Origin of the sequence: Ralstonia soli, from assembly GCF_023955655.1 — a bacterium.
Lineage (GTDB): Bacteria > Pseudomonadota > Gammaproteobacteria > Burkholderiales > Burkholderiaceae > Ralstonia > Ralstonia soli.
In genome coordinates, this window is sequence record NZ_JAMXHT010000007.1 from 407,966 (window position 1) to 427,892 (window position 19,927).

Genomic DNA, 19,927 nt, shown 5'->3' on the forward strand with positions numbered 1-19,927 from the left:
TGATTCAGCGCCGGCGCGCCCGGTCCGGGTTCCGTATAGACCAACGTGCGGGCCAACGTGTGGGGCGACGTGTGGGGCGGCCGCGCAGGCGGTCCAGCAAGCGCTGTGACACGCCGGCTGGCGCGTCGGTGGTGCCCAGCAGCGTACCCAGCGGGCGCAACCGTTCAACGTGGTCGCACACCACCTTGATCATTGCCGTGACGGAGGTGCCGAGCAGCAGCCCCCACACACCCCACAGCCAGCCCCACAGCAGCAGGCCGATGTAGACGACGCAGGGGTCGAGCTTGGACGCTCGGCTCTGCAGCCACGTCACCAGCAGCGTGCCGATCAGGGTCGCCAGCAGCAGCGTGGTGCCGGCCACGACAAGCGCGTCCGACCACGTGCCCATCTGCAGGTACGCGCCGATACCGCTGGCCACGGCAATCACCACCGAGCCCAGGTAGGGCACGAAATGCAGGACGGCGCTGGCCAGCCCCCAGACTGCGGCGTCCTCCATGCCGAGCAGCACAAAGGCCACCGTGGTGAGTAAGCCCAGGACGATGTTGGTCACGAACAGCACCAGCAGCGAATACTGGATCTGCGTGCCGATGACCGCCATCATGCGCACCGCGCGCTTCTTCTCGCTGAGGGTGGTGCCCACCGCGCGCACCCATTTGCGCTTGAGTGCCTGGCCCGATGCGAGCAGGAAATAGACGAGGAACGACACCACCACGAGTTGTCCCGCGAGGGCGAACAGATTGGCGGAGCCCGTCCACAGAAACTCGCGCAGCGGCAGCACCGGCTGCGCAGGCGGCTCGGCGGAAGCTGCGGGCGCGCGCTTGGCGGGTGGGGGCGCCGGTTTGCCCTGTACGCCTTCAGCGGCGTGCTCCAGCGCGACGGTGACCTCGCGCATCTTGTCGAATGCGCCGCCCACGTGGCCGCGCATGTGGTCGACCGATTCCGCCATGCGCTCGGCCGCAATCGGAAGGCGCGCGGCCATGGCCGACACGCCGTCCTGCATGCCGAAGACGAGCGCCGCGCCACCGACCCACAGGCTAAGCACGACGATGGCCGCTGCAATCGGCCGCGGCACGTAGCCGCGCTGCAGCCACACCACCAGCGGATTCAACGCAAACGCCAGCACCACGCCAATCGTGAACGGCACCAGAAACGCCCGCGCCCACTGCAGAAAGACCAGCGTGCCGCCAATGGCCACCAGCACCATCGCGACGCGCCACGCCGGCTGCCGCAGGCCGTCGAGCAAATGCATCTGCGGCGGTGCGGGTTCGCTGTGGGACAGCAGGGTCGGCGGGGTAGTGGGGTCGTCCGGCATGGCAGGGAAAGTGGTGCAGTCTTCTCTGCGCAAGCGCCGTGCCTTGGCGCGCTAAAACGGCGCTATATCGCCACCCCGAGCTTGGCGAGCGTGCGCAATGTGCGCACCAGGTCGTATGGCGAGACCGGCTTGATCAGATGCTCATGAAAGCCGCTCGCCAGCGCACGTGCGCGATCGTGGGGCTGCGCGAAGGCGGTCAGGGCAATCGCGGCCATCGGCTCCCCGTCGGCTTGCGGGTGCGCACGTTCCCACGCACGGATGTTCTGCAGGATGGCGTAGCCGTCTTCATCGGGCAGCGCAATGTCGCACACCAGGGCGTGCGGGCGGCCCAATTCGCCCCAGGCATCCAACTGCGACAGTGCCTCGCGGCCGGAGCCCACACTGCCCACGTCCGCACCCACCTGGGTCAACAGCGTCGCCAGGGCATCGCGCGCGTCCGCCTGGTCGTCCACCAACAGCACGCGCAGGCCCGACAGCGAGGGCAGCGGCCCGCTGCGTGCCGGGTCTTCGGTCAGCGGAGCAGTCAATTCGGCACCGGCATGCAACGGCAGGTACACGGTGAACGCGGCGCCCTGCTGCTCGCCATCGCTGCGCGCATAGATGCGCCCGCCGTGCAGTTCGGTCAGCCGCTTGACCAGCGCCAGCCCGAGCCCGAGCCCGCCGGTGCGCCGAGTGTGCGCGCCCTCGGCCTGCCGGAACGGGTCAAACAGATAAGGCAGGAACGCGGGCGCAATGCCCCGGCCGTTGTCGCGCACCACAATGCGCGCCACTTCGCCCACCAGTTCGGCCGACAGCCAGACGTCGCCACCTTCCTGCGTGAACTTGATGGCATTGGTCAGCAGGTTCCAAAGGATCTGCTGAACGCGGTCGGCATCGCCGTCGATCTCGTGTTCATTGAGGGCACTCTCCACATGCAGCGTGATGCCGCGTTCGGCCGCCAGGGCGCGGACGCTGTTGAGCGCGCTCTCGAGCGCGGTACGCAGCACGAACGGTTTGCGCGTCAGACGCAGCTTGCCGCTCATCACGCGCGTCGCGTCGAGCAGGTCTTCGATCAGCCGCACCTGCTGTTCCACACCGGTTTTGATACCAGCCAGCGCGCGCTGCATGAGCGGCGCGCCGCCCGCGACCTGGCTCTCCAACACATAGGCCCAGTTCTGAATGCCGTTGAGCGGCGAGCGCAATTCATGCGACACCACGGCTAGGAACTGGTCGCGCGCGGCCGCGGCTGCTTCGGCCTGGGCACGCGCGGCCTGCTCGCGCAGCAGCAACGCATCGCGTTCGCGCTCGGCTTCGGTGCGCTCGGTCACGTCATAGACGATCAGCAGTGCCGATTCCGTCGCGCCCGACCGGTCGGCCTCTGGAATCACGCGTGCGTTGTAGTGCACAACGCGCGGGCGCCCCGTGCTCTCCAAATGCAGCGTGAGCGTCTGTTCCGCACCTGAAGCAAAGGCGCGGCGCGCGGCGTCCTCCAGCGGGCCGGTCACGTCAGCCGACAGCGGCGACGCCGTCAGCGCGCTCCCGATCAGCGCGGCCGGTGTCACGCCAAAGGCTTCGGTCACGGCGCGGTTGACATACACGCAACGCAGTTCGCGATCGAGCCGCGCGATCACGTCGGGTGCGTTCTCCACCAGCGTGACGAACTCGCGCTGATGCCGAAAGCGCTCGCGCTCGGCGTCCTTGCGTTCGGTGATGTCGTCTTCCACGCAGACGAGCGCCTGCACGCTGCCGTCCGCCCCGCGCTGCGGCGAATACGCGGCATGCATGAAGCGGCGGCCAATCGCGCCGGGGTACGTCAGTTCCATCTCGAAATCGACGCGCCGGCCCGCGAAGGCCTCTTCAAGATGCGAAAGCACGCGCGCATACGCAGCATCGCCCATGAGTTCACGCACATGGCGGCCGAGCACCTCTTCCAGCGCAAGGCCAAAGCGCTGCGCGTACGCGTGATTGGCGAAGCGCACGCGATGCCCGGCGTCGATCTGCACGAGCGGGAATGGCACGCTCTCGGTCAGCCATTGCAACTGGAATTCCGATTCGGTGAGGTCGGCCAGGGTCTGCTGGCGCTGCGTCACGTCTTCGACCATGCCCACGGCATGGGCGGGCGCGCCGTGGGTACACGGCATCAGGAAGCCGCGTTCGCGCACGCGGCGCTCGGCAAGGTCGGCACCGATCCAGCGGTATTCGAGGCTGAAGTCCTGCCCGCGCGCCAAGCCATCCCACGCGGCGCGCAGCGCGGCATGGTCGTCCGGGTGCACGTGGACGAGCCAGTGCTCGCGCACGCCACATAGCGCGTCGGCCCGCACCCCCCACGTTTGCGCGACAGCGCTCACGTGCAGGCGGGTTCCCGTCAATGGATCATCTACCCAGAACACATCCACGGCCTTTCGGGCAGCCGGCTCGATGCGCGCTGGGCGCACAGGTGCCGACCCGATTGTTGCGAATTCACTCATTGCGCCCTTGCGTAGCAGTTTTCGTTCCCACGGCCATGGTCGAAAAAGAAGCGGTGCCGCAGCACCGCATCACGAGGGATGGTGCCGATTTACTGCGCGGGCAATTCGCTCGCTGTCTGCGAGGCGCCGTTGGCTTGGGCCACCAACACGCGAATGGCGTTGGGCGTCACCGCGCCCACGCCGCCGGCGGGCAGCGTGGTGATCAGCCAGTCCGCGTTGTTGGCCAGGTTGAATGGCTGCGAAGCAAAGATGACCGTCTTCGTGCCCGCGGTCGTCACGCGTATCTGATACGTGCCGCCATCGACGTAGATCGAGTCCTGCGTGCTGACCGGAGACGCCGCACCATATGCAGCACCGCCCATGGTCGGCCCGGTGGTCGAGATATCCGCGTTGGGCGCCGTCACATAGACATCGACATTGGGAGCGTTATACGAGGCGTTGAAGGTACGCACGCGCGCCTTGTCCGAGAGGATCGACTTGTTGTACGGATCGTCGATAAGCGCGAGGCTGGTGGCCGAACCGTTGGCCCCCACGATGGCCAGCCCGGTGTAGCGGTGGCCGTTGACGGGGCTGAAGTTGGCCGAAGCCAGCGGCGTGGTGCTGCCCGAATTCGACACCGTGGCCTTGGTGGCGGTCGAGTCGATGCCGAAATAGTTGCTGACGTTCTTGAAGCCGACGTTGGTGACCTTCACGGTACCGTTCACCGCAAAGTCGACGTTCGAAATGAACGGATTGGCGTGCACCGTTCGGTACTGTGGCGAGCTGGTGCCGATGATCTGCCCGATGTCGTCGCTACCGCCGCCGCACCCGGCAAGCACGGCCAACGAACCCAGCGCCAGCACGGCGGCGATCTTCCTGATCTGTATCTTCATCTTCCACCTCAGAGGGAGAGTCGTGTCATGTACCGGGCCACACGCTTGCCGTGCCCGTGTACGTTGTTGTCGACATGTTGGACCGACGATAGCCATGCATTTGCGACGCGCCTATCGAGCCGATTCCGATCGCCTTGTCGGAGCGCTCCGACACACGAAGCGACGTACCGCAATGAGCATGGCGCGTGCCCACGCCGCTTGAATGCCTGTTCCAATCCTGCAGGAGCGACGTTGCGCGGACGTGGCTCGCTATACTTGCGCGATCCGCTTTTTCCTTGTGCGCCACGCGCTTTCCGCATGTTCGAACCGCGCCCGGCAAATGCCGCGCTCCCGCCCCCGCCTCCACCCGACAACGCCGCCTCCCAGGCCGATCTGCAGGCATTCGCCCATGAGCGCGAACGCGTGCAGGCATGGCTCGATGCGCGGGCTTCGGGCGCGCGCGCGGTGAGTGCCTCCACGCTGTCGCAATACCGCGTGGAAGCCGAACGTGTGTGCTGGTACGCGCGCACGTTCGGTAAGCCAATCGCAAGTTGGCAACGCGACGACGCGTCGGCCTATCTGCGCTTTTTGCAAGAACCGCCCGTCTGGGCGGTCAGCGCGCGCGGCATTGGCCGCGACGATGCCAACTGGACGCCGCTGCGCGGTCCGCTCTCGGCACGCTCGACACGGCAGAGCAGCATCATCGCGGCCAACCTGTGCGGTTGGCTGCAACGCACCGGCTACCTGCGTGCGAACCCGTTTCTTGACGACGACGCCATCGTCATCACCGTGCCCGGTGCGCAAACACCGGCATCGCAGACCGCAACGTCGGAACCCGACAGCGCGTTGGGCGCGGCGGACATGGCGCTGGTAGTCGACGCCGTGCGCGTGCGGGTTGCCCTCGGCCGCGAAGCGCGCCTGCGCCAGGCACGCGATCACTTCCTCGCCGTGCTGCTCGCGCATGCGGGCATGCGTGTGGCGGAGCTTGTCGGCGCGCGCATGGGCGATGTGGCACTGCATGCGGTACCGGCTTCGCAGTTGGCATCCGATCCATCGCTGCCGGCATCGGTCTGGCTGCTGGCGATCGGCAGCGGGCACACACAGCGCTGGCTGCCATGCGAGGCGCTGATGACCGCATTGCGGGAATACCGCACGGCGTTCGGCTTGTCGCCGCTGCCGCTGCCGGATGAAGCGACGCCGCTGCTGCTGTCGGTGCGCAAGCGTTCGCCACGACGTGCGGACGGCAGCATCATCGACTCCCCCGCCCTGCGCCGCGATTTTGGCGAACGCAAGGGCATCGCCTCACGTTCGCAGCTGCTGCTCATTGTCAAGGCCATGCTGGACGAGGCCGCTGAGTACGCGCGCGCCATCGGCCATGCCGACGCCGCTGCACGGCTCTCGCATGCCTCATTGCGCGGCGTGCGGGGCGCCCATATGCGAGAGCGGCTCGCTGCCGGCGAAGCTGCAGCCGACGTGGCACATGCACTGGGCTTGGCCGCCCTGCCCACCGTGGCCGTGCGCGCGCGCGAGGCCGATCTGGCCGCCAGCATTGCGCAAGCCGCACGCCAATTGGCCACGCCGTCGGCCTGACATTCCTCCACACATCGCGCAGAAACGGGTACGCATCGCTTATCTGAGCGGTGCGCTGGCGTCTTGTCGGCATCGATAATCGCGGCGCTTGCAGCAACAGTTGCCGCTCACATCGTCCGCAGAATTGGGTACGCACCTGTGGCGGGATCGTTCACGATGGCACGCAGAAACGGGTACGCCCGCTCCCGCAATCGCACGCAGAAATGGGTACGCTTTCATGCAAATGCAAAAAAAAAACGCGGACTCGAAAGTCCGCGTTTGCGATTGGGCACCGTGCGTTCAGTGTCCGCCCGACAGATAGAAGAAGCGGAACAGGAACACCGCCGAGATGATCCACACGATGATCGGCACCTCGCGCATGCGGCCCGTGAACAGCTTCAGGCCCGAGTACGTAATGAAGCCGAATGCGACGCCGTTGGCGATCGAGTACGTGAAGGGCATCATCAGCGCCGTCAGCACAGCCGGTACGGCTTCGGTGGTGTCTTCCCAGTTCAGTTCGACGAGCTCGCGCAACATCAGGCATGACACGTACAGCAGCGCGGGCGCTGTCGCATAGGCCGGCACGACACCCGCCAGCGGCGAGAAGAACAGGCACAGCAGGAACAGCACCGCCACCGTCAGCGCGGTCAGGCCCGTGCGGCCGCCAGCCTGCACGCCGGAAGCGCTCTCGATATACGCGGTGGTCGACGACGTGCCCAGTAGCGAGCCCGCCATGATGGCCGTGCTGTCGGCCAGCAGCGCCTTGTTCAGGCGGTCCATCTTGCCTTGCTTGAGCAGGCCCGCGCGGTTGGCCACGCCCATCAGCGTACCGGTCGCATCAAACAGCTCCACCAGGAAGAACACCAGCACCACGTTCAGAATGCCCACCGACAGCGCGCCCATGATGTCGAGCTGCAGCAGGGTAGGCGCCAGCGACGGCGGCATCGACACCACGCCGTGGAAGGTGTTGCCGGCAAAGAAGAAGCTCGCCGCCGTCACGACCAGGATCCCGATCAGGATGGCGCCCTTCACACGCAGGTGGTCCAGCGCCACGATCACGAAAAAGCCGATCACCGCGAGGATGACCGACGGCTGATGCACATCGCCCAGCGACACCAGCGTCGCCGGATTGCCGACGATCAGCCCCGCGCCACGCAGCGACACAATGCCCAGGAACAGCCCGATGCCCGCCGTGATTGCCACGCGGATGGAATGCGGAATCCCGTTGACGATCATCTCGCGGATGCGGAACACGCTGACCAGCAAGAACAAGCAGCCCGAGATGAACACCGCGCCCAGCGCCGCCTGCCACGTAAAGCCCATGCCCTTGACCACGGCGTACGCAAAGTACGCGTTCAGGCCCATGCCCGGCGCCATCGCGATGGGGTAGTTGGCGTACATCCCCATGATGATCGTGCCGATCGCCGCCGCAATGCAGGTGGCGACAAACACCGCGTCATGTGGCATGCCCGCGTCGGCCAGGATGTTCGGGTTGACGAAGATGATGTACGCCATCGTCAGGAACGTCGTCAGCCCGGCGAGCACCTCGGTGCGGACATCGGTCTGGTGCTCCTCGAGCTTGAAGGTGCGCGCGAGCCAGGTCATGCGGATTCTCTCCTCTTGGTGTGAAGTGCCATCGCCGGCCAGCCCTGCGGATGGCACGGCTCCCCAGGCACGCCACCACCAAGCGCCGCGACGCCGGGCAGAACGCCGGCGCCAGGAGGCTGCGCGGCCAACATAGGGGCATGCGAATGCCGGGATGGAAAACGCGGGAGCCGGGCCTGAGGCCGGCGCGCGGGATGCGCATGATGCCCGAAACATCAAGCGTCTGCACGCTCTGTCAGAGCGGATTCAGTAGCCACCAAACGCGCTTCGGGCCGCGACGATCCGTACCCGTTTCTGCGAAAGCTTGATACCACGAGGCCTGCGTAGCGATTGGCGTACCCGTTTCTGCGGGCCAGCTCGCAGAAATGGGTACGGGTTTCGCATGATCGAAGACGACGGGAAGAACAACTCGCGTCCGTACCCGTTTCTGCGAGGCCAGATCAAACCGAACCGTACCCGTTTCTGCGCAAGGTCGAAGCACTTCCTCCCGGTAAAGCGAACCCGTTTCTGCGAAAGAACGCCCGCTCGGGCGTACCTGTTTCTGCGCACACCTTCGCAGAAATGGGTACGCATCCCGTGCAACGCTGTACGCCAAGCCATTGGTAAATAAGGGTTTTTACCCGCAGAAACGGGTACGCCGGCAATGGTCCGGCCTCGCCGCACGTGACGCAGCCCTCGGATGCCGCTCCGGTTTCAGCGATGAAAGTTCTGAATCGCGATGGCGCCAAACGCTCTGTAAGCACGCCTCTCGAATGGTCGCCACACCCATCTCCGCAGAAACGGGTACGCCCGAAATCCATCCCGCCAAAACGAAGCTGGTGCTCGCTTTTTCGCAGATGGCGACAATGCAAGAAGTGGCAAACCGAAAACCCGCATGTGTACGCAGATTCGGGTACGCATGAGGAGCACCCATCACGCCACCGTGCGCAGAAACGGGTACGCTTGGGCGGCCGGAACGCACGCCAAGCCGGAAAAATCCCCATGATCTGACGCAGAAACGGGTACGCAGTCCCGAAAAATCGATCGAAGGTGCCGCCCAGCGGCCATTTTCTGTGGATAACACTGTGGACAACATGATGTTGTCCCCGCAGATTCCGGTACGCACAGTGCGCAGAAGCGGGTACGGTTTCGCGCAGAAGCGGGTACGCACCCACGCAGAATCTGGTTCGGAGGTCCGCAGAATCTGGTTCGGTTTACCCCTCTGAACCCAGGCCTGACAAGGCTTTGCGGGGGCCGTATACGGTTTACCTGTAGTAAACGTAGAAGGTATATATGACTTGTAGTGAGGAAAGGTCTTCCGTGGACAACCCTGCAGGTTGCCCACCGACGCCCTTCCCGCGACGACGATCAAAAAAAGGAAAACGTACCCAATTCTGCGTGACAAGGCGAAGGCGTTTTAGTACAAAGGCTCTGAACAAATTTTGCTCACCATGGTCACGAAACGCCTCACACCCAATGGGAAACCGGACGATGATTCGCCCGGCCGCATCATCGTCCCCTCGGGAGGGCAAGTCATTGCCGCGCCGGAGAAATTCCAGCGCCTGTTCGATGAAGCCCAGGCGATGGAACGCGAAGATGCCTGGCAAAGCGGCGAGGTCGGCTTTCTCAGCCGTGCCAGCGTGCAGGTCACGCTTCCCTATCGCGCGCCAAAAGGTGCGCCACCCGTCTGGACGCGGTCCAGCGGCAACATCTCGCTGATGATCCAGCCCGGCTACTTCACGCAGCAGCGCTCCGAGCGGGCCAGCAACGGGCGGCAGCGGATCGTCTCGGAGACCGTTTCGTTCGGCTATCCCTATGGCTCGTATCCGCGGCTGATGCTGGCGTGGATCGGCAAGGAGATCATGGCCAAGAAGAAGCGGGGCGAGTTCCAGGGTACGGTGGAAGACCGGCGTATCTCGCTCGGCAATTCGTTGTCCGAGTTCATGTACAACCTTGGCATTCCGATGGCCACGGGCGGCAAGCGCGGCACCATGACGCTGGTACGCCAGCAGATGATCCGCCTCTTCTCGGCGACGATTGCCATCGTGCAGAACAAGTCGGCGCCGAGCAGCCAAAACCAGAATCAGGAACCGCTCTCCATCGACCGTATCGGTTACCTGCTGGCCGACCAACTGTCGACCTGGTGGGATCCGATGCAACCCGGTCAGGGGTCGATGTTCGAGAGCTTTGTCGTGCTGTCCGAGCCGTTTTTCAACGAGCTCGTGAACCGCCCGGTGCCGGTGGACATGCGTGCGCTTAAGGCGCTCAAGCAGTCGCCGTTTGCGCTTGACGTGTATTCGTGGTTGACCTATCGCTTCTTCACGATTCAGAAGCGTACTGAGATCCCCTGGGAAGCACTGCAGATGCAGTTTGGTACCGAGACCGAGAGCGAGCGGAAGTTCCGTGCACTGTTCCGCAAGGCATTGAAGGATGTGTTGGTGGTGTATCCGGACGCCAAGGTGGACGCGGATTCATCGAAGGCGCTGATTCTGCAGCCTTCGCGCACGAGTGTGCGGAAACTGGCCTGACGCGGGGTCAGCAGCAAAGAGAAAGGGGAGCCGAAGCTCCCCTTTTTTCATCTCAGGCGAACAGCCCGAAACTTATTCCGGCTTGATCCCCGAGGCTTGCAGACCCTTCGGGCCTTGCTTCACCTCGAAGGAGACCTTCTGGCCGTCCTTCAGGGTCTTGAAGCCCGAACCCTGAATTTCGGAGAAGTGCGCGAACAGATCAGCGCCGCCGCCATCCGGAGTGATGAAGCCGAAGCCTTTGGTTTCGTTAAACCATTTGACAGTACCCGTGGCCATGCAAAAATTCCTTTAAAAAACAAAAAACACGTCGTCCAGCCGGTCCGGACATCGCACGAAGAACCGGCTGATTCCGAATCCTGCGTAGACAAAGTCTTCAGACGACTGTCTAAGCATCATAACCAGTTTGAGGCACAGTGTCGATGGGCGGCATTTTTTTGGAATGTCGCTTTTATGCATCCCACTGGTAAACACCTAGGACTCGGTAAATACCGGCGAAACGCATGACGTTATGCGCTAAAGGCCGCATTTACATCTCAATTTAGGCGAGCTGAACACCACCGGCTCAGCTGTTTCACCCGTCGCCGATCTTCTGAAATTTATATTAATTGAAATTAATCGATCTTGTGTTTTCATGCGGTCTTCCCTAAGATAGGCGCTACTGACTTTCAGCGCTGAAAGTGGAGGACCAGTGAGCGCCAAGATCGTAACGGTATTCAATCAAAAGGGCGGCTGCGGCAAGACCACGGTCAGCATGCACATCGCCGGCACCCTTGGTTTGCGGGGAAACAAGACGCTGCTGGTCGACATGGACGAGCAAGGAACGGCGACCCGTTGGGCGGCGCAGGCGTCTGACGAGAAGCCTTTTCCGGCATCTGTAATCGGTTTGGCGCCCTCTGGCGGCGCTATGCATCGAGAGGTCCGCAAGTTTGTGTCGGACTATGACTTTATCGTGGTCGACTGCCCCCCCGCAGTTCATTCACCATCGTCTTCCAGCGCTTTGCTGATTTCGGACATCGCGTTGATTCCTGTTGTGCCCTCGCCGCCCGATTTATGGGCTGCAGTGGCCGCCAAGGCGCTGGCTCAGCAAGCGCAGGTGACCAACGAGACGCTGCGCATCCGTGTGCTGGCGAACATGGTGCAACGACGGGTGTCGCTCGCCAAGCAAGCCATCGAGATCCTAGGTGACGATGGCGATATCCCGTTGATGGCATCCATGATCGGGTCGCGTTCGGCGTTTCGCGAATGCCAAGCGATTGGTGCGACCGTCCATGGCGTATCGGGCGCCCGGGAGGCCGTCAGCGAAGTCGACACCATGGTCGACGAAGTGTTGCAGTTGTTGCAGGAGGAACGTGTATGAGCGCGAAGTTGAAATCGCTCAAGGACGGCATGCTGGCCGGCATCGCCGCAGAGAAAACCAAGGCGGCGCCGGTTGATCGCTTCGCTTTGGCGGAAAAGGCGATCACATCGCATCCTCGTGGCTTGCTTGGGCAACCCGTCGCGCCCGCTTTCAGCGCTGAAAGTCCGACCCCTGCGAATACTTCTGAGCGCCGGGTAATCAAGATTCCACTTGAGCGACTGCAGGAGAATCCGCTCAACGCCCGCCGCATCTACGATCCGCAAACCGTCCAGGAGCGCGCTGCTTCAATCGCCACGCATGGCCAGCAGACCCCTGGGCTGGCGGCGCCCGACCCCGCCAAGCCGGGCTGGTATGTCCTGATCGATGGCCACTACCGCAAGCGAGCCTTGGCCGCTGCCGGTAAGGCGGAGATGGATTGCTTCGTCGAGGATGGGTTATCGGACATCGATTTCTACCGCTTATCGTTTGTGCTGAACGAGCAGCGGTCCGGGCAGTCGGTGCTGGACAACGCCATCGCCTGGCGGCAGCTGCTGGACGAAGGAAAAGTAAAAAAAGAAGAAGATATTTGCGAGATTACTGGCGTATCGGCCGGTACCGTCAACAAGACACTGGCATTGCTGAAGCTGCCGGAGTCAGTTCTTGAGGTGATGAAAGAGCGCCCCGCCGGCATCGGTATCGCAACGGGCTATGAGCTGACGCTGTACTTCAAGAGCGCCGGCGAAGACCGCACGCGCGAGTTGGTGCATCGTGTGCTGGAAGAGGGCCTTTCCAGCCGAGACGTCGAACAGATTCGGAAAGTCGCCCAGGAAGGGCGCACACGCAAGGTCAAGGAAGTCAGCCGACAGTACAAAATTCGCAGTGCTGAAGGTGATCTATTAGGCACAATCAAGGAGTGGGATTCTGGCCGCGTCATGCTGGATGTGAAATTGGAAGACCGCGGCGCCCGAGAATCCTTGCTCGAAGCGCTGAAAAGCCGCTTTGGCTTGGACGTCGCGTTGCTGTAGTTTTCCCCTCACACGCCACTCAAGCGCCCGACCGGGCGCTTTTTTTTTCGCCCTTATATGGCGCTCCGAGGTTCGACGAGGCGGCAAGCGTACCCGTTTCTGCGTGACTCCGTCCTCCCGCCGGGCAGTCCCTGCGAGCCTTGGTCCCTACTCCCGAATGAGGGAGGAAGAGGGCTCTTTGGCTCGCTGTAGGCACTTCCAGTGTTACGAAACACGACTGGAACTACAAATATATAGTATGCAAATAATGATCTACACATGACTCGTATTGATGTTTTTAACCCTTGATGTACACTATATCGACATCAAAGAGTCCTCATGGCACGTCCCGGCCTTCATTTCTCGTCAGAGCAGCAGCAGCGGATCGTTGAAGCGATCCGTCGGCTGGATGTCGCCTTCCCTCATGACAATGCGGTGTTCCTGGATGAGGTGATCGAGGCGGTGCATGCCGTGACGCGCCGCGTCTATGGCGCACGGCGATATGTCCAATGGTTGGCCGAGGCAGGCGTGCGTCGACGGCCGAGCAATACGACGCTGCAGAAGGCGGTGGATCGGGCGCGGGGCCGCGGTGACACAGGCGCGGTTGTCGCAGACGCAATCGAGCCCTGGCCGATTCCGTGGGCGCTCGCAGAAACGGGTACGGTTTCGCCGGCGCCGGGCCATTCGGCACGTGAAGAACGCAACCGGATTGCGTCGCGCGCCATTGGTGCTCCGGGGGCTGGCGCTGAATGGATGGAGGCCCGCATCCGTGCCGAAGTCGCGGAGCGCGCGTTGGAGCATGAAGCCGCCCGCAATCGGCAACTGCAGGCGGCCATGGCCGACTTGGAGCGCCGCCTCGGCGAGGCGCTCGCCACGGCGCCGGCTGCCCCGCCCAAGTTGACCGATGCAACGCTCGAGCGCCTGGAACAGACCATCGACACGGTCACTCGTCTGGAAGGTGCGGCCAGCGCGCTGGCGGGCACGGAGCGCTTCCTGCGTCTGCAGAACGACGCCGTGCGCCAGCAAACGCAAAACGAAGCCGATCAACTGCGCCAGCGCATTCGCACACTCGAGGCCGAGGTCACCCAGCTGCGCACACAGATCGATGCCTACCGGCGCGCGCCCGAGCGCACCGCACCGGTCTCGCGCGGCTGGGTCAAGCCATCTCCCTGAGGTGTCGGCACACTGATCGCGCGTACGGACTGAGTCGGTGGGCCGCTAAACCGCGTCGTGGCCTCGCAGAATTGGGTACGCTTTTCCAACTTTCGGCGCTGAAAGTCGGCAACGGATTGCAACCGGTTGTAGGAAAGGACGCCGCCGCAGTGTGTCAGGCATGGCCGAGCCCGCTCCATCAAAGGGCTGACGCACTGGCATATGACTTGCTCATGACGCTAGGTCTCACCAATGGAGTCGTCATGAACGAGAAGATCACCAAGGCCGTGTTTCCCGTGGCGGGGCTCGGTACGCGTTTTCTGCCCGCCACCAAGGCCAGCCCGAAAGAGATGTTGCCGATTGTCGATAAACCGCTGATCCAATACGCGGTGGAAGAGGCGGCCGCCGCGGGTATTACGGAGATGATCTTCATCACGGGCCGCGCCAAGCGCGCAATCGAAGACCATTTCGACAAGGCATATGAGCTCGAATCCGAGCTGGCCGCTAAGAATAAGCAGGCGCTGCTGGAGATGGTGCAGTCGATCAAGCCCCCCGGCGTCGAGTGCTTCTACGTGCGCCAACCCGAAACGCTGGGCCTGGGTCATGCCGTGTTGTGTGCGCAGAAATTGGTACGCGACGAACCCTTCGCCGTGATCCTGGCCGATGACCTGCTGGACCACGAGCCGCCCGTCATGCAGCAGATGACGGAGCTTTACGATCACTACCGCTGCTCGATCGTCGGTGTTGAAACCATTGCGCCGGACGCGTCGCGCTCGTACGGCGTGGTGGCGGGCCGCGAATGGGACGACCGCCTGGTCAAGCTCGACGGCATCGTTGAAAAGCCGGCGCCGAAGGATGCACCGTCCAACCTGGGCGTGGTCGGGCGTTACATCCTCACGCCGCGCATCTTTGATCACCTGCGCAACCTGACGCCGGGCGCCGGCGGTGAACTGCAATTGACCGACGCCATCCAGAGCCTGTTGGCTGAAGAGCAGATCCTCGCCTATCGCTACCGGGGCCAGCGATTCGATTGCGGCAGCAAGTTCGGCTATCTGCAGGCGACCGTTGAATTTGCGCTGCGCCATCCGGAAGTGCGTGCTGACTTTGAGGCGTACCTGTACGAGCGCCTTGGCTTGCCTCAGTCGCATGAGCCCGTGGCTGCCGAGGTGGACGCGCTGGTGCGCGACACCATTCCGCTGGGCGTGGCTGCCTGAGCCTCGACCCGTTTTCAGAATCGGCCGTGCGGGATTTCGCACAGCCTGCCCAGCCGATTCTGGGAAACCGCACACTCCTCCCATCCCCCGCCGTTCCGCTGATTTCCCGCAAAGCCTTGTGCCAAGGGCTTTTACGGCAGATCGCTGCGCCTGTTTTCCGCATGGAATGCTTCTTGAGTAAGAGCGACCACCCATAAACCGGCGGGCCGCCCGCGTGTCGCACTCGGGTTCTGTGTGCCGACACGTGACGGGCAAAGGCCGCCGCCAACGCTCCAAGGAGACACCATGACTCAGCCTCAGGCTGGCGCGGTCACGGGCGCGCATTTGCCCACTCACGCGCCCACGCACACGCCCACCCAAGCCCCCGCCAAAGACACGCCCGCCGACGTACGGCGCCGTCTGCGCTCGATCTTCTCCGGCTCGATCGGCAACCTGGTCGAGTGGTACGACTGGTATGTGTACTCGGCATTTGCGCTGTACTTTGCCAAGTCGTTCTTCCCCAAGGGGGATCAGACCGCGCAGCTGCTGAACGTGGCGGCGGTGTTTGCGGTGGGGTTCCTCGCGCGTCCGGTGGGCGGCCTGCTGATGGGCATCTATGCCGATCGCTATGGCCGCAAGCGCGCGCTGCTGATTTCAGTGGTGCTGATGTGCCTGGGCTCGCTCACCATCGCGCTCACGCCCAGCTACGCGACCATCGGTGTCGCCGCTCCGGTGTTGCTGGTGTTGGCGCGGCTGCTGCAGGGCCTGTCGGTCGGCGGGGAATACGCGACGTCGGCTACGTACCTGAGCGAGGTTGCCAGCAAGGAGCGCCGCGGCTTCTATTCGAGCTTCCAGTACGTCACGCTCATCGCCGGGCAACTGACGGCGCTGGGGCTGTTGATCGCGCTGCAGCAGTTCGTGCTGTCGCCAGCGCAGCTGGAGGCATGGGGCTGGCGCATTCCGTTCCTGATCGGCGCGCTGGGTGCGTTGGTGGCGATGCGCATGCGCTCGAGCATGGAAGAAACGCAGTCCTTTACCGAGGCCGCGACGAAGAACAAGAAGCGCGGCACACTGGCCGAACTTGCCAAGCATCCCCGTGCACTGGCCACCGTAGTGGGCCTGACGCTGGGCGGTACGGTCGCGTTCTACACGTACTCGATCTACATGCAGAAGTTCCTGGCCAACACGGTGGGGCTGACGAAGGACGTGGCAACGCTGGTGTCGGGCGCCTCGCTGCTGCTATTCGCCATCCTGCAGCCGATCGTGGGCGGGTTGTCCGACCGCATCGGCCGTCGCCCGATCCTGATTGCGTTCGGCGTGCTGGGCACACTGTTGACCGTGCCCATCATGACGGGCATCAGCCAGACCACGAACCCGTGGGTGGCCTTCTTCCTGATCATGGCCGCGCTGGTGATCGTCTCGGGCTACACGTCGATCAACGCCGTGGTGAAGGCCGAGCTGTTCCCGGCGGAAGTGCGCGCGTTGGGTGTGGGTCTGCCGTATGCGCTCACGGTGTCGATCTTTGGGGGCACGGCCGAGTACATCGCGCTGTGGCTCAAGCAGGCCGGTCATGAGTCGCTGTTCTACTGGTACGTGACGGGCACGATCCTGCTGTCGCTGCTGGTGTACGTGTTCATGCGCGATACTCGCGAGCATTCCCGCATCGAACACTGACGGAACACGGATCCATGTCGCCATCCGACGGCCACGCCGAGCTTGCCCGCCCCGCTCACGGGCGGCGCTGGCGGCTGGCCGTTGCGCTGGCCATGGCCGCATGCTGCATGGCCGCAGGGTGGGGCGCCTACGCCATCGCCCTGCAGCGCTACGTTGCCACGCGCGCCGAAGAAGCCGGCCAGCGCACCACCTTCTACGCACAGAACCTGCGCAGCACGTTGGCGCGCTATGAATCGCTGCCGCGGCTCGCTGCGCTGGAGCATGTGCTGCACGTCGCCCTGCAGGCGCGGCATCCACCTGCCGATGCCGCATTGCGCGGTGCCGCCAATGCCTACCTGAAGCAGGCCCAGAGCGCAGCCGACCTGACCGCCATCTACCTGCTGGACACTACGGGCCTGACGCTCGCGGCCAGCAACTGGGATCTGCCGTCTTCGTTCGTTGGCCAGAACTACGCCTTCCGCCCGTACTTTGACGAGGCCATGCGCGAGGGCCTTGGGCGTTTCTACGGCGTGGGCAACACGACCGGCGAGACGGGCTACTTCCTGGCGGCTCCCGTGCGCGAGAGCGGCAAGCCGATCGGCGCCGTCGTCGTCAAGATCAACCTCGACGCGTTCGAGGCGACGCTCTCGCGCAGCGGCGACACCGTGTTGCTGGTCGATCGCCATGGCGTGATCTTTCTGTCGTCCGTACCCGAGTGGAAATACCGCACGCTCGGCACCTTGAGCGCCGATCAGCGCGCCGCACTCGACGCGACGCGCCAATATGCGCCGCACACGCTCACCCCGCTCGATCCCCAAGCCGGGGGCGTACCCTTTTCTGCGGACCAACCACCCCAGACGGTGAAGGCCGCGTTGCCCGGAAAATCGGTTTCGACGCTGCGCGTGCAGTACCGCCCGGTAGACCTGCTCGGCTGGCAGGTCGCGGTGTTGATCGATCCGCGCGACGAGCAGCGCACCGCGCTGGTGGCCGGTGCCAGTGCCGCATTTGCGATGGCGTTGATCTTCGCCGTGCTCGTTGCCTTGCGCCTGCGTACCCGCCGACGCGAAGAACAGCACCGCGCCCGCGCTGCGCTGCGTGAAGTCCAGCGCGATCTGGAAGCGCGGATCGCCCAGCGCACCGCCGAACTCACGTCTGCCAACACCGCGCTCGCCGGCAAGGTCGAGGCGCTCGACGCCGCGCAGCGCATCCTGCGTGAAACCCGCGACTCGGCTGTGCAGGCGGGCAAGCTCGCCGTGCTCGGCCAGATGGCCGCCGGCATCACGCACGAACTCAACCAGCCGCTCACCGCACTGACCACGCTGTCCGACAACGCCAACCAGCTTGCCGAACGCGGCCGCATCGACGAGGTGCGCGGCAACCTCACGCACATCAGCCAGCTTGCCGAACGCATGGGCCGCATCGTGTCGCACATCAAGGCGTTCTCGCGCAAGGGTGATGCGGCGCGTGCGGCGGTGTCGGTGGACGAAGCCATCCGCCAGGCGCTGATGCTGGTGGAAACGCGCCGCCGCCAGGCCGGCGTGGCGGTGAATGCCCCAACGATGCCGGCGGACCTGTCCGTCTGGGCCAATGCCGTGCGGCTCGAGCAAGTGCTCGTCAACCTGATCCGCAACGCCATCGACGCCACCGTCGAGGTGTCCCAACCCACCTCCGCCACCGTGGATGTGCGCGTCGACTCCATCGAGAATTGGGTACGCATCACCGTGCGTGACTTCGGCCGAGGCATTCCTGCCGATGTGCTTCCGCGCCTGTTCGAGCCGTTCTTCACCACCAAGGACGACGGCTTGGGCCTGGGCCTCGGGTTGGCGATTTCGCTGGCGATCATCGAAGACTTTGGTGGCCGCCTCGTCGGCCGCAACGCACAGGATGGCTCCGGCGGCGCAGAATTCATCATCGAGTTGGAACGCGTCGTAAAACCGCATGCCTGAAAACGTTTCTCCCAACCTCGCTTCTGCTGACCACGCGCTCGTCTTCCTGATCGAAGACGACGACGTCGTGCGCCTGGGCTGCGAGCAAGCGCTCACGCTGGCGGATGTGCCGGTGCAGTCCTTTGCCGACGCGGAAAGCGCACTGGCCGCACTCGCCACGCAAACGCCTGCGGTGGTGGTCACGGACGTGCGTCTGCCGGGCCGAGACGGCCTGGCCGTGCTGCGCGAGATGCTGCAGCACGACCGTCAGCTGCCCGTCATCCTCATCACCGGCCATGGCGACGTGACGATGGCCGTGGCCGCCATGCGCGCCGGTGCGTACGACTTCATGGAGAAGCCGTTCCACTCCGAACGCCTGGTCGACGTGGTACGGCGCGCGCTGGAAAAGCGCCGGCTCACTTCCGAAAACCTGCGCCTGCGCGAGGCGCTCCAGGGCCGCCAGGCGTACCCGCTGATCGGCCAGAGCGCGGCCATGCAGAACGTACGCCGGCTCGTCACCGCGCTTGCGCCCACCGATGCCGACATCCTCGTCACCGGCGAGACCGGCTCGGGCAAGGAAGTGCTCGCGCGTGCCATCCACGATGGCAGCCGCAGGCGCGGGCCGTTCGTTGCGCTCAACTGCGCGGCGCTGCCGGAATCCGTGTTCGAGAGCGAAATGTTCGGCCACGAGGCAGGTGCCTTCACCGGCGCCAACCGTCGCCGTATCGGCAAGATGGAATACGCCGATGGCGGCACGCTGTTCCTGGACGAGATCGAATCGATGCCGCTGGCGCTGCAGGCCAAGCTGCTGCGCGCGCTGCAGGAGCGCAGCATCGAGCGGCTGGGCAGCAACGCGAGCGTGCCCGTCAACTGCCGCGTGGTGGCCGCGGCCAAGGTGGATCTGAAAGATGCGTCCGACCGCGGCGAGTTTCGCGCGGATCTGTACTACCGCCTGAATGTCGTCTCGATCGCGCTGCCGCCGCTGCGCCAGCGCGCGGAAGACATCCCGCTGCTGATGGCGTACTTTCTGCAGCAGGCCGCCGTGCGCTACGAGCGTGCCGCGCCCGACTGGTCAGCGCAGGACATGATGCGCTGGCAGCACCACGACTGGCCCGGCAACGTGCGCGAGTTGAAAAACGTGGCCGAGCGTTTCTGCCTTGGTCTCGACGATGGCCTCGTCGCGTCGGAAGCGAGCCAGCACTCACTGGCCGGCCGCATGATGGCGGTGGAACGCACCACCATCGAAGAGGCGTTGCGCGCTACCGAGGGCAACGTCGCCCGCGCAGCCGACTTGTTGGCCGTGCCACGCAAGACGCTCTACGACAAGCTCAACCGGCACGGCATCGAGCCGGACCGATTCCGCGGCCACTGAC

At 64.2% G+C, this 19,927-nt stretch carries 14 protein-coding genes; 9 read left to right on the forward strand and 5 right to left on the reverse strand.

Going from position 1 to position 19,927, the window contains the following annotated elements; genetic code table 11:
• Positions 1 to 4: 4 nt before the first annotated feature.
• From NG900_RS20460 to NG900_RS20470, 3 genes are all read right to left on the reverse strand, one after another.
• Positions 5 to 1,312: an AI-2E family transporter gene (locus NG900_RS20460; protein ID WP_252683193.1), complete on the reverse strand. Its 1,308-nt coding sequence runs from the start codon at positions 1,310 to 1,312 to the stop codon at positions 5 to 7.
• Positions 1,313 to 1,374: 62 nt separating this feature from the next.
• Positions 1,375 to 3,759, reverse strand: coding sequence for a hybrid sensor histidine kinase/response regulator (locus NG900_RS20465; RefSeq protein WP_252683194.1), 2,385 nt, complete (start codon positions 3,757 to 3,759; stop codon positions 1,375 to 1,377).
• A gap of 89 nt (positions 3,760 to 3,848) precedes the next feature.
• Positions 3,849 to 4,631 carry a DUF4397 domain-containing protein gene (locus NG900_RS20470; RefSeq protein ID WP_252683195.1) on the reverse strand — a complete coding sequence of 261 codons (783 nt, stop codon included), beginning with the start codon at positions 4,629 to 4,631 and terminating at the stop codon, positions 3,849 to 3,851.
• A gap of 297 nt (positions 4,632 to 4,928) precedes the next feature.
• On the opposite strand from NG900_RS20470, the gene NG900_RS20475 reads away from it, so the two are divergent.
• Complete coding sequence (locus NG900_RS20475) at positions 4,929 to 6,200, forward strand: integrase (RefSeq protein WP_252683196.1); 1,272 nt, start codon at positions 4,929 to 4,931, stop codon at positions 6,198 to 6,200.
• Positions 6,201 to 6,479: 279 nt separating this feature from the next.
• Here the strand turns inward: NG900_RS20475 and NG900_RS20480 are convergent, their stop codons facing one another.
• Entirely contained in the window at positions 6,480 to 7,784 is a 1,305-nt protein-coding gene (locus NG900_RS20480; RefSeq protein WP_252683197.1) for an NCS2 family permease, read from the reverse strand.
• Positions 7,785 to 9,214: 1,430 nt separating this feature from the next.
• On the opposite strand from NG900_RS20480, the gene NG900_RS20485 reads away from it, so the two are divergent.
• On the forward strand, positions 9,215 to 10,291 hold the full coding sequence (locus NG900_RS20485) for a replication protein RepA (RefSeq protein WP_009240208.1): 1,077 nt from the start codon (positions 9,215 to 9,217) through the stop codon (positions 10,289 to 10,291).
• A gap of 72 nt (positions 10,292 to 10,363) precedes the next feature.
• Here NG900_RS20485 and NG900_RS20490 read toward each other — a convergent pair whose 3' ends face one another.
• Positions 10,364 to 10,567: a cold-shock protein gene (locus tag NG900_RS20490; protein ID WP_011003323.1), complete on the reverse strand. Its 204-nt coding sequence runs from the start codon at positions 10,565 to 10,567 to the stop codon at positions 10,364 to 10,366.
• 412 nt (positions 10,568 to 10,979) lie between these two features.
• Here NG900_RS20490 and NG900_RS20495 point away from each other — a divergent pair, with 412 nt between their 5' ends.
• The 7 genes from NG900_RS20495 to NG900_RS20525 all read left to right on the forward strand — a co-directional run bounded on the left by NG900_RS20495 (position 10,980) and on the right by NG900_RS20525 (position 19,926).
• Positions 10,980 to 11,648, forward strand: a complete 669-nt coding sequence (locus NG900_RS20495; protein ID WP_252683198.1) for an AAA family ATPase — start codon at positions 10,980 to 10,982, stop codon at positions 11,646 to 11,648.
• Positions 11,645 to 12,652 (forward strand): ParB/RepB/Spo0J family partition protein, encoded by a 1,008-nt coding sequence (locus NG900_RS20500; protein ID WP_252683199.1) that lies wholly within the window; start codon positions 11,645 to 11,647, stop codon positions 12,650 to 12,652. Before NG900_RS20495 ends, NG900_RS20500 begins: the two co-directional genes overlap by 4 nt.
• Positions 12,653 to 12,970: 318 nt before the next feature.
• Complete coding sequence (locus tag NG900_RS20505; RefSeq protein WP_252683200.1) at positions 12,971 to 13,804, forward strand: DNA-binding protein; 834 nt, start codon at positions 12,971 to 12,973, stop codon at positions 13,802 to 13,804.
• Positions 13,805 to 14,046: 242 nt separating this feature from the next.
• The gene (gene galU, locus NG900_RS20510; protein ID WP_252683201.1) at positions 14,047 to 14,997 is read left to right on the forward strand and encodes a UTP--glucose-1-phosphate uridylyltransferase GalU; all 951 of its coding nucleotides are present in this window, start codon (positions 14,047 to 14,049) and stop codon (positions 14,995 to 14,997) included.
• A 285-nt stretch (positions 14,998 to 15,282) separates the two neighbouring features.
• Complete coding sequence (locus tag NG900_RS20515) at positions 15,283 to 16,650, forward strand: MFS transporter (RefSeq protein ID WP_252683202.1); 1,368 nt, start codon at positions 15,283 to 15,285, stop codon at positions 16,648 to 16,650.
• 14 nt (positions 16,651 to 16,664) lie between these two features.
• Positions 16,665 to 18,575 carry a sensor histidine kinase gene (locus NG900_RS20520; RefSeq protein ID WP_252683203.1) on the forward strand — a complete coding sequence of 637 codons (1,911 nt, stop codon included), beginning with the start codon at positions 16,665 to 16,667 and terminating at the stop codon, positions 18,573 to 18,575.
• Positions 18,568 to 19,926 (forward strand): sigma-54-dependent transcriptional regulator, encoded by a 1,359-nt coding sequence (locus NG900_RS20525; protein WP_252683204.1) that lies wholly within the window; start codon positions 18,568 to 18,570, stop codon positions 19,924 to 19,926. Before NG900_RS20520 ends, NG900_RS20525 begins: the two co-directional genes overlap by 8 nt.
• Position 19,927: the final 1 nt, after the last annotated feature.

Coding starts and splice junctions, on each gene's coding strand:
- NG900_RS20460 (WP_252683193.1), bottom strand. CDS start 1,312: ATGCCGGACGACCCCACTACCCCGCCGACCCTGCTGTCCCACAGCGAA.
- NG900_RS20465 (WP_252683194.1), bottom strand. CDS start 3,759: ATGAGTGAATTCGCAACAATCGGGTCGGCACCTGTGCGCCCAGCGCGC.
- NG900_RS20470 (WP_252683195.1), bottom strand. CDS start 4,631: ATGAAGATACAGATCAGGAAGATCGCCGCCGTGCTGGCGCTGGGTTCG.
- NG900_RS20475 (WP_252683196.1), top strand. CDS start 4,929: ATGTTCGAACCGCGCCCGGCAAATGCCGCGCTCCCGCCCCCGCCTCCA.
- NG900_RS20480 (WP_252683197.1), bottom strand. CDS start 7,784: ATGACCTGGCTCGCGCGCACCTTCAAGCTCGAGGAGCACCAGACCGAT.
- NG900_RS20485 (WP_009240208.1), top strand. CDS start 9,215: ATGGTCACGAAACGCCTCACACCCAATGGGAAACCGGACGATGATTCG.
- NG900_RS20490 (WP_011003323.1), bottom strand. CDS start 10,567: ATGGCCACGGGTACTGTCAAATGGTTTAACGAAACCAAAGGCTTCGGC.
- NG900_RS20500 (WP_252683199.1), top strand. CDS start 11,645: ATGAGCGCGAAGTTGAAATCGCTCAAGGACGGCATGCTGGCCGGCATC.
- NG900_RS20505 (WP_252683200.1), top strand. CDS start 12,971: ATGGCACGTCCCGGCCTTCATTTCTCGTCAGAGCAGCAGCAGCGGATC.
- galU (WP_252683201.1), top strand. CDS start 14,047: ATGAACGAGAAGATCACCAAGGCCGTGTTTCCCGTGGCGGGGCTCGGT.
- NG900_RS20515 (WP_252683202.1), top strand. CDS start 15,283: ATGACTCAGCCTCAGGCTGGCGCGGTCACGGGCGCGCATTTGCCCACT.
- NG900_RS20520 (WP_252683203.1), top strand. CDS start 16,665: ATGTCGCCATCCGACGGCCACGCCGAGCTTGCCCGCCCCGCTCACGGG.
- NG900_RS20525 (WP_252683204.1), top strand. CDS start 18,568: ATGCCTGAAAACGTTTCTCCCAACCTCGCTTCTGCTGACCACGCGCTC.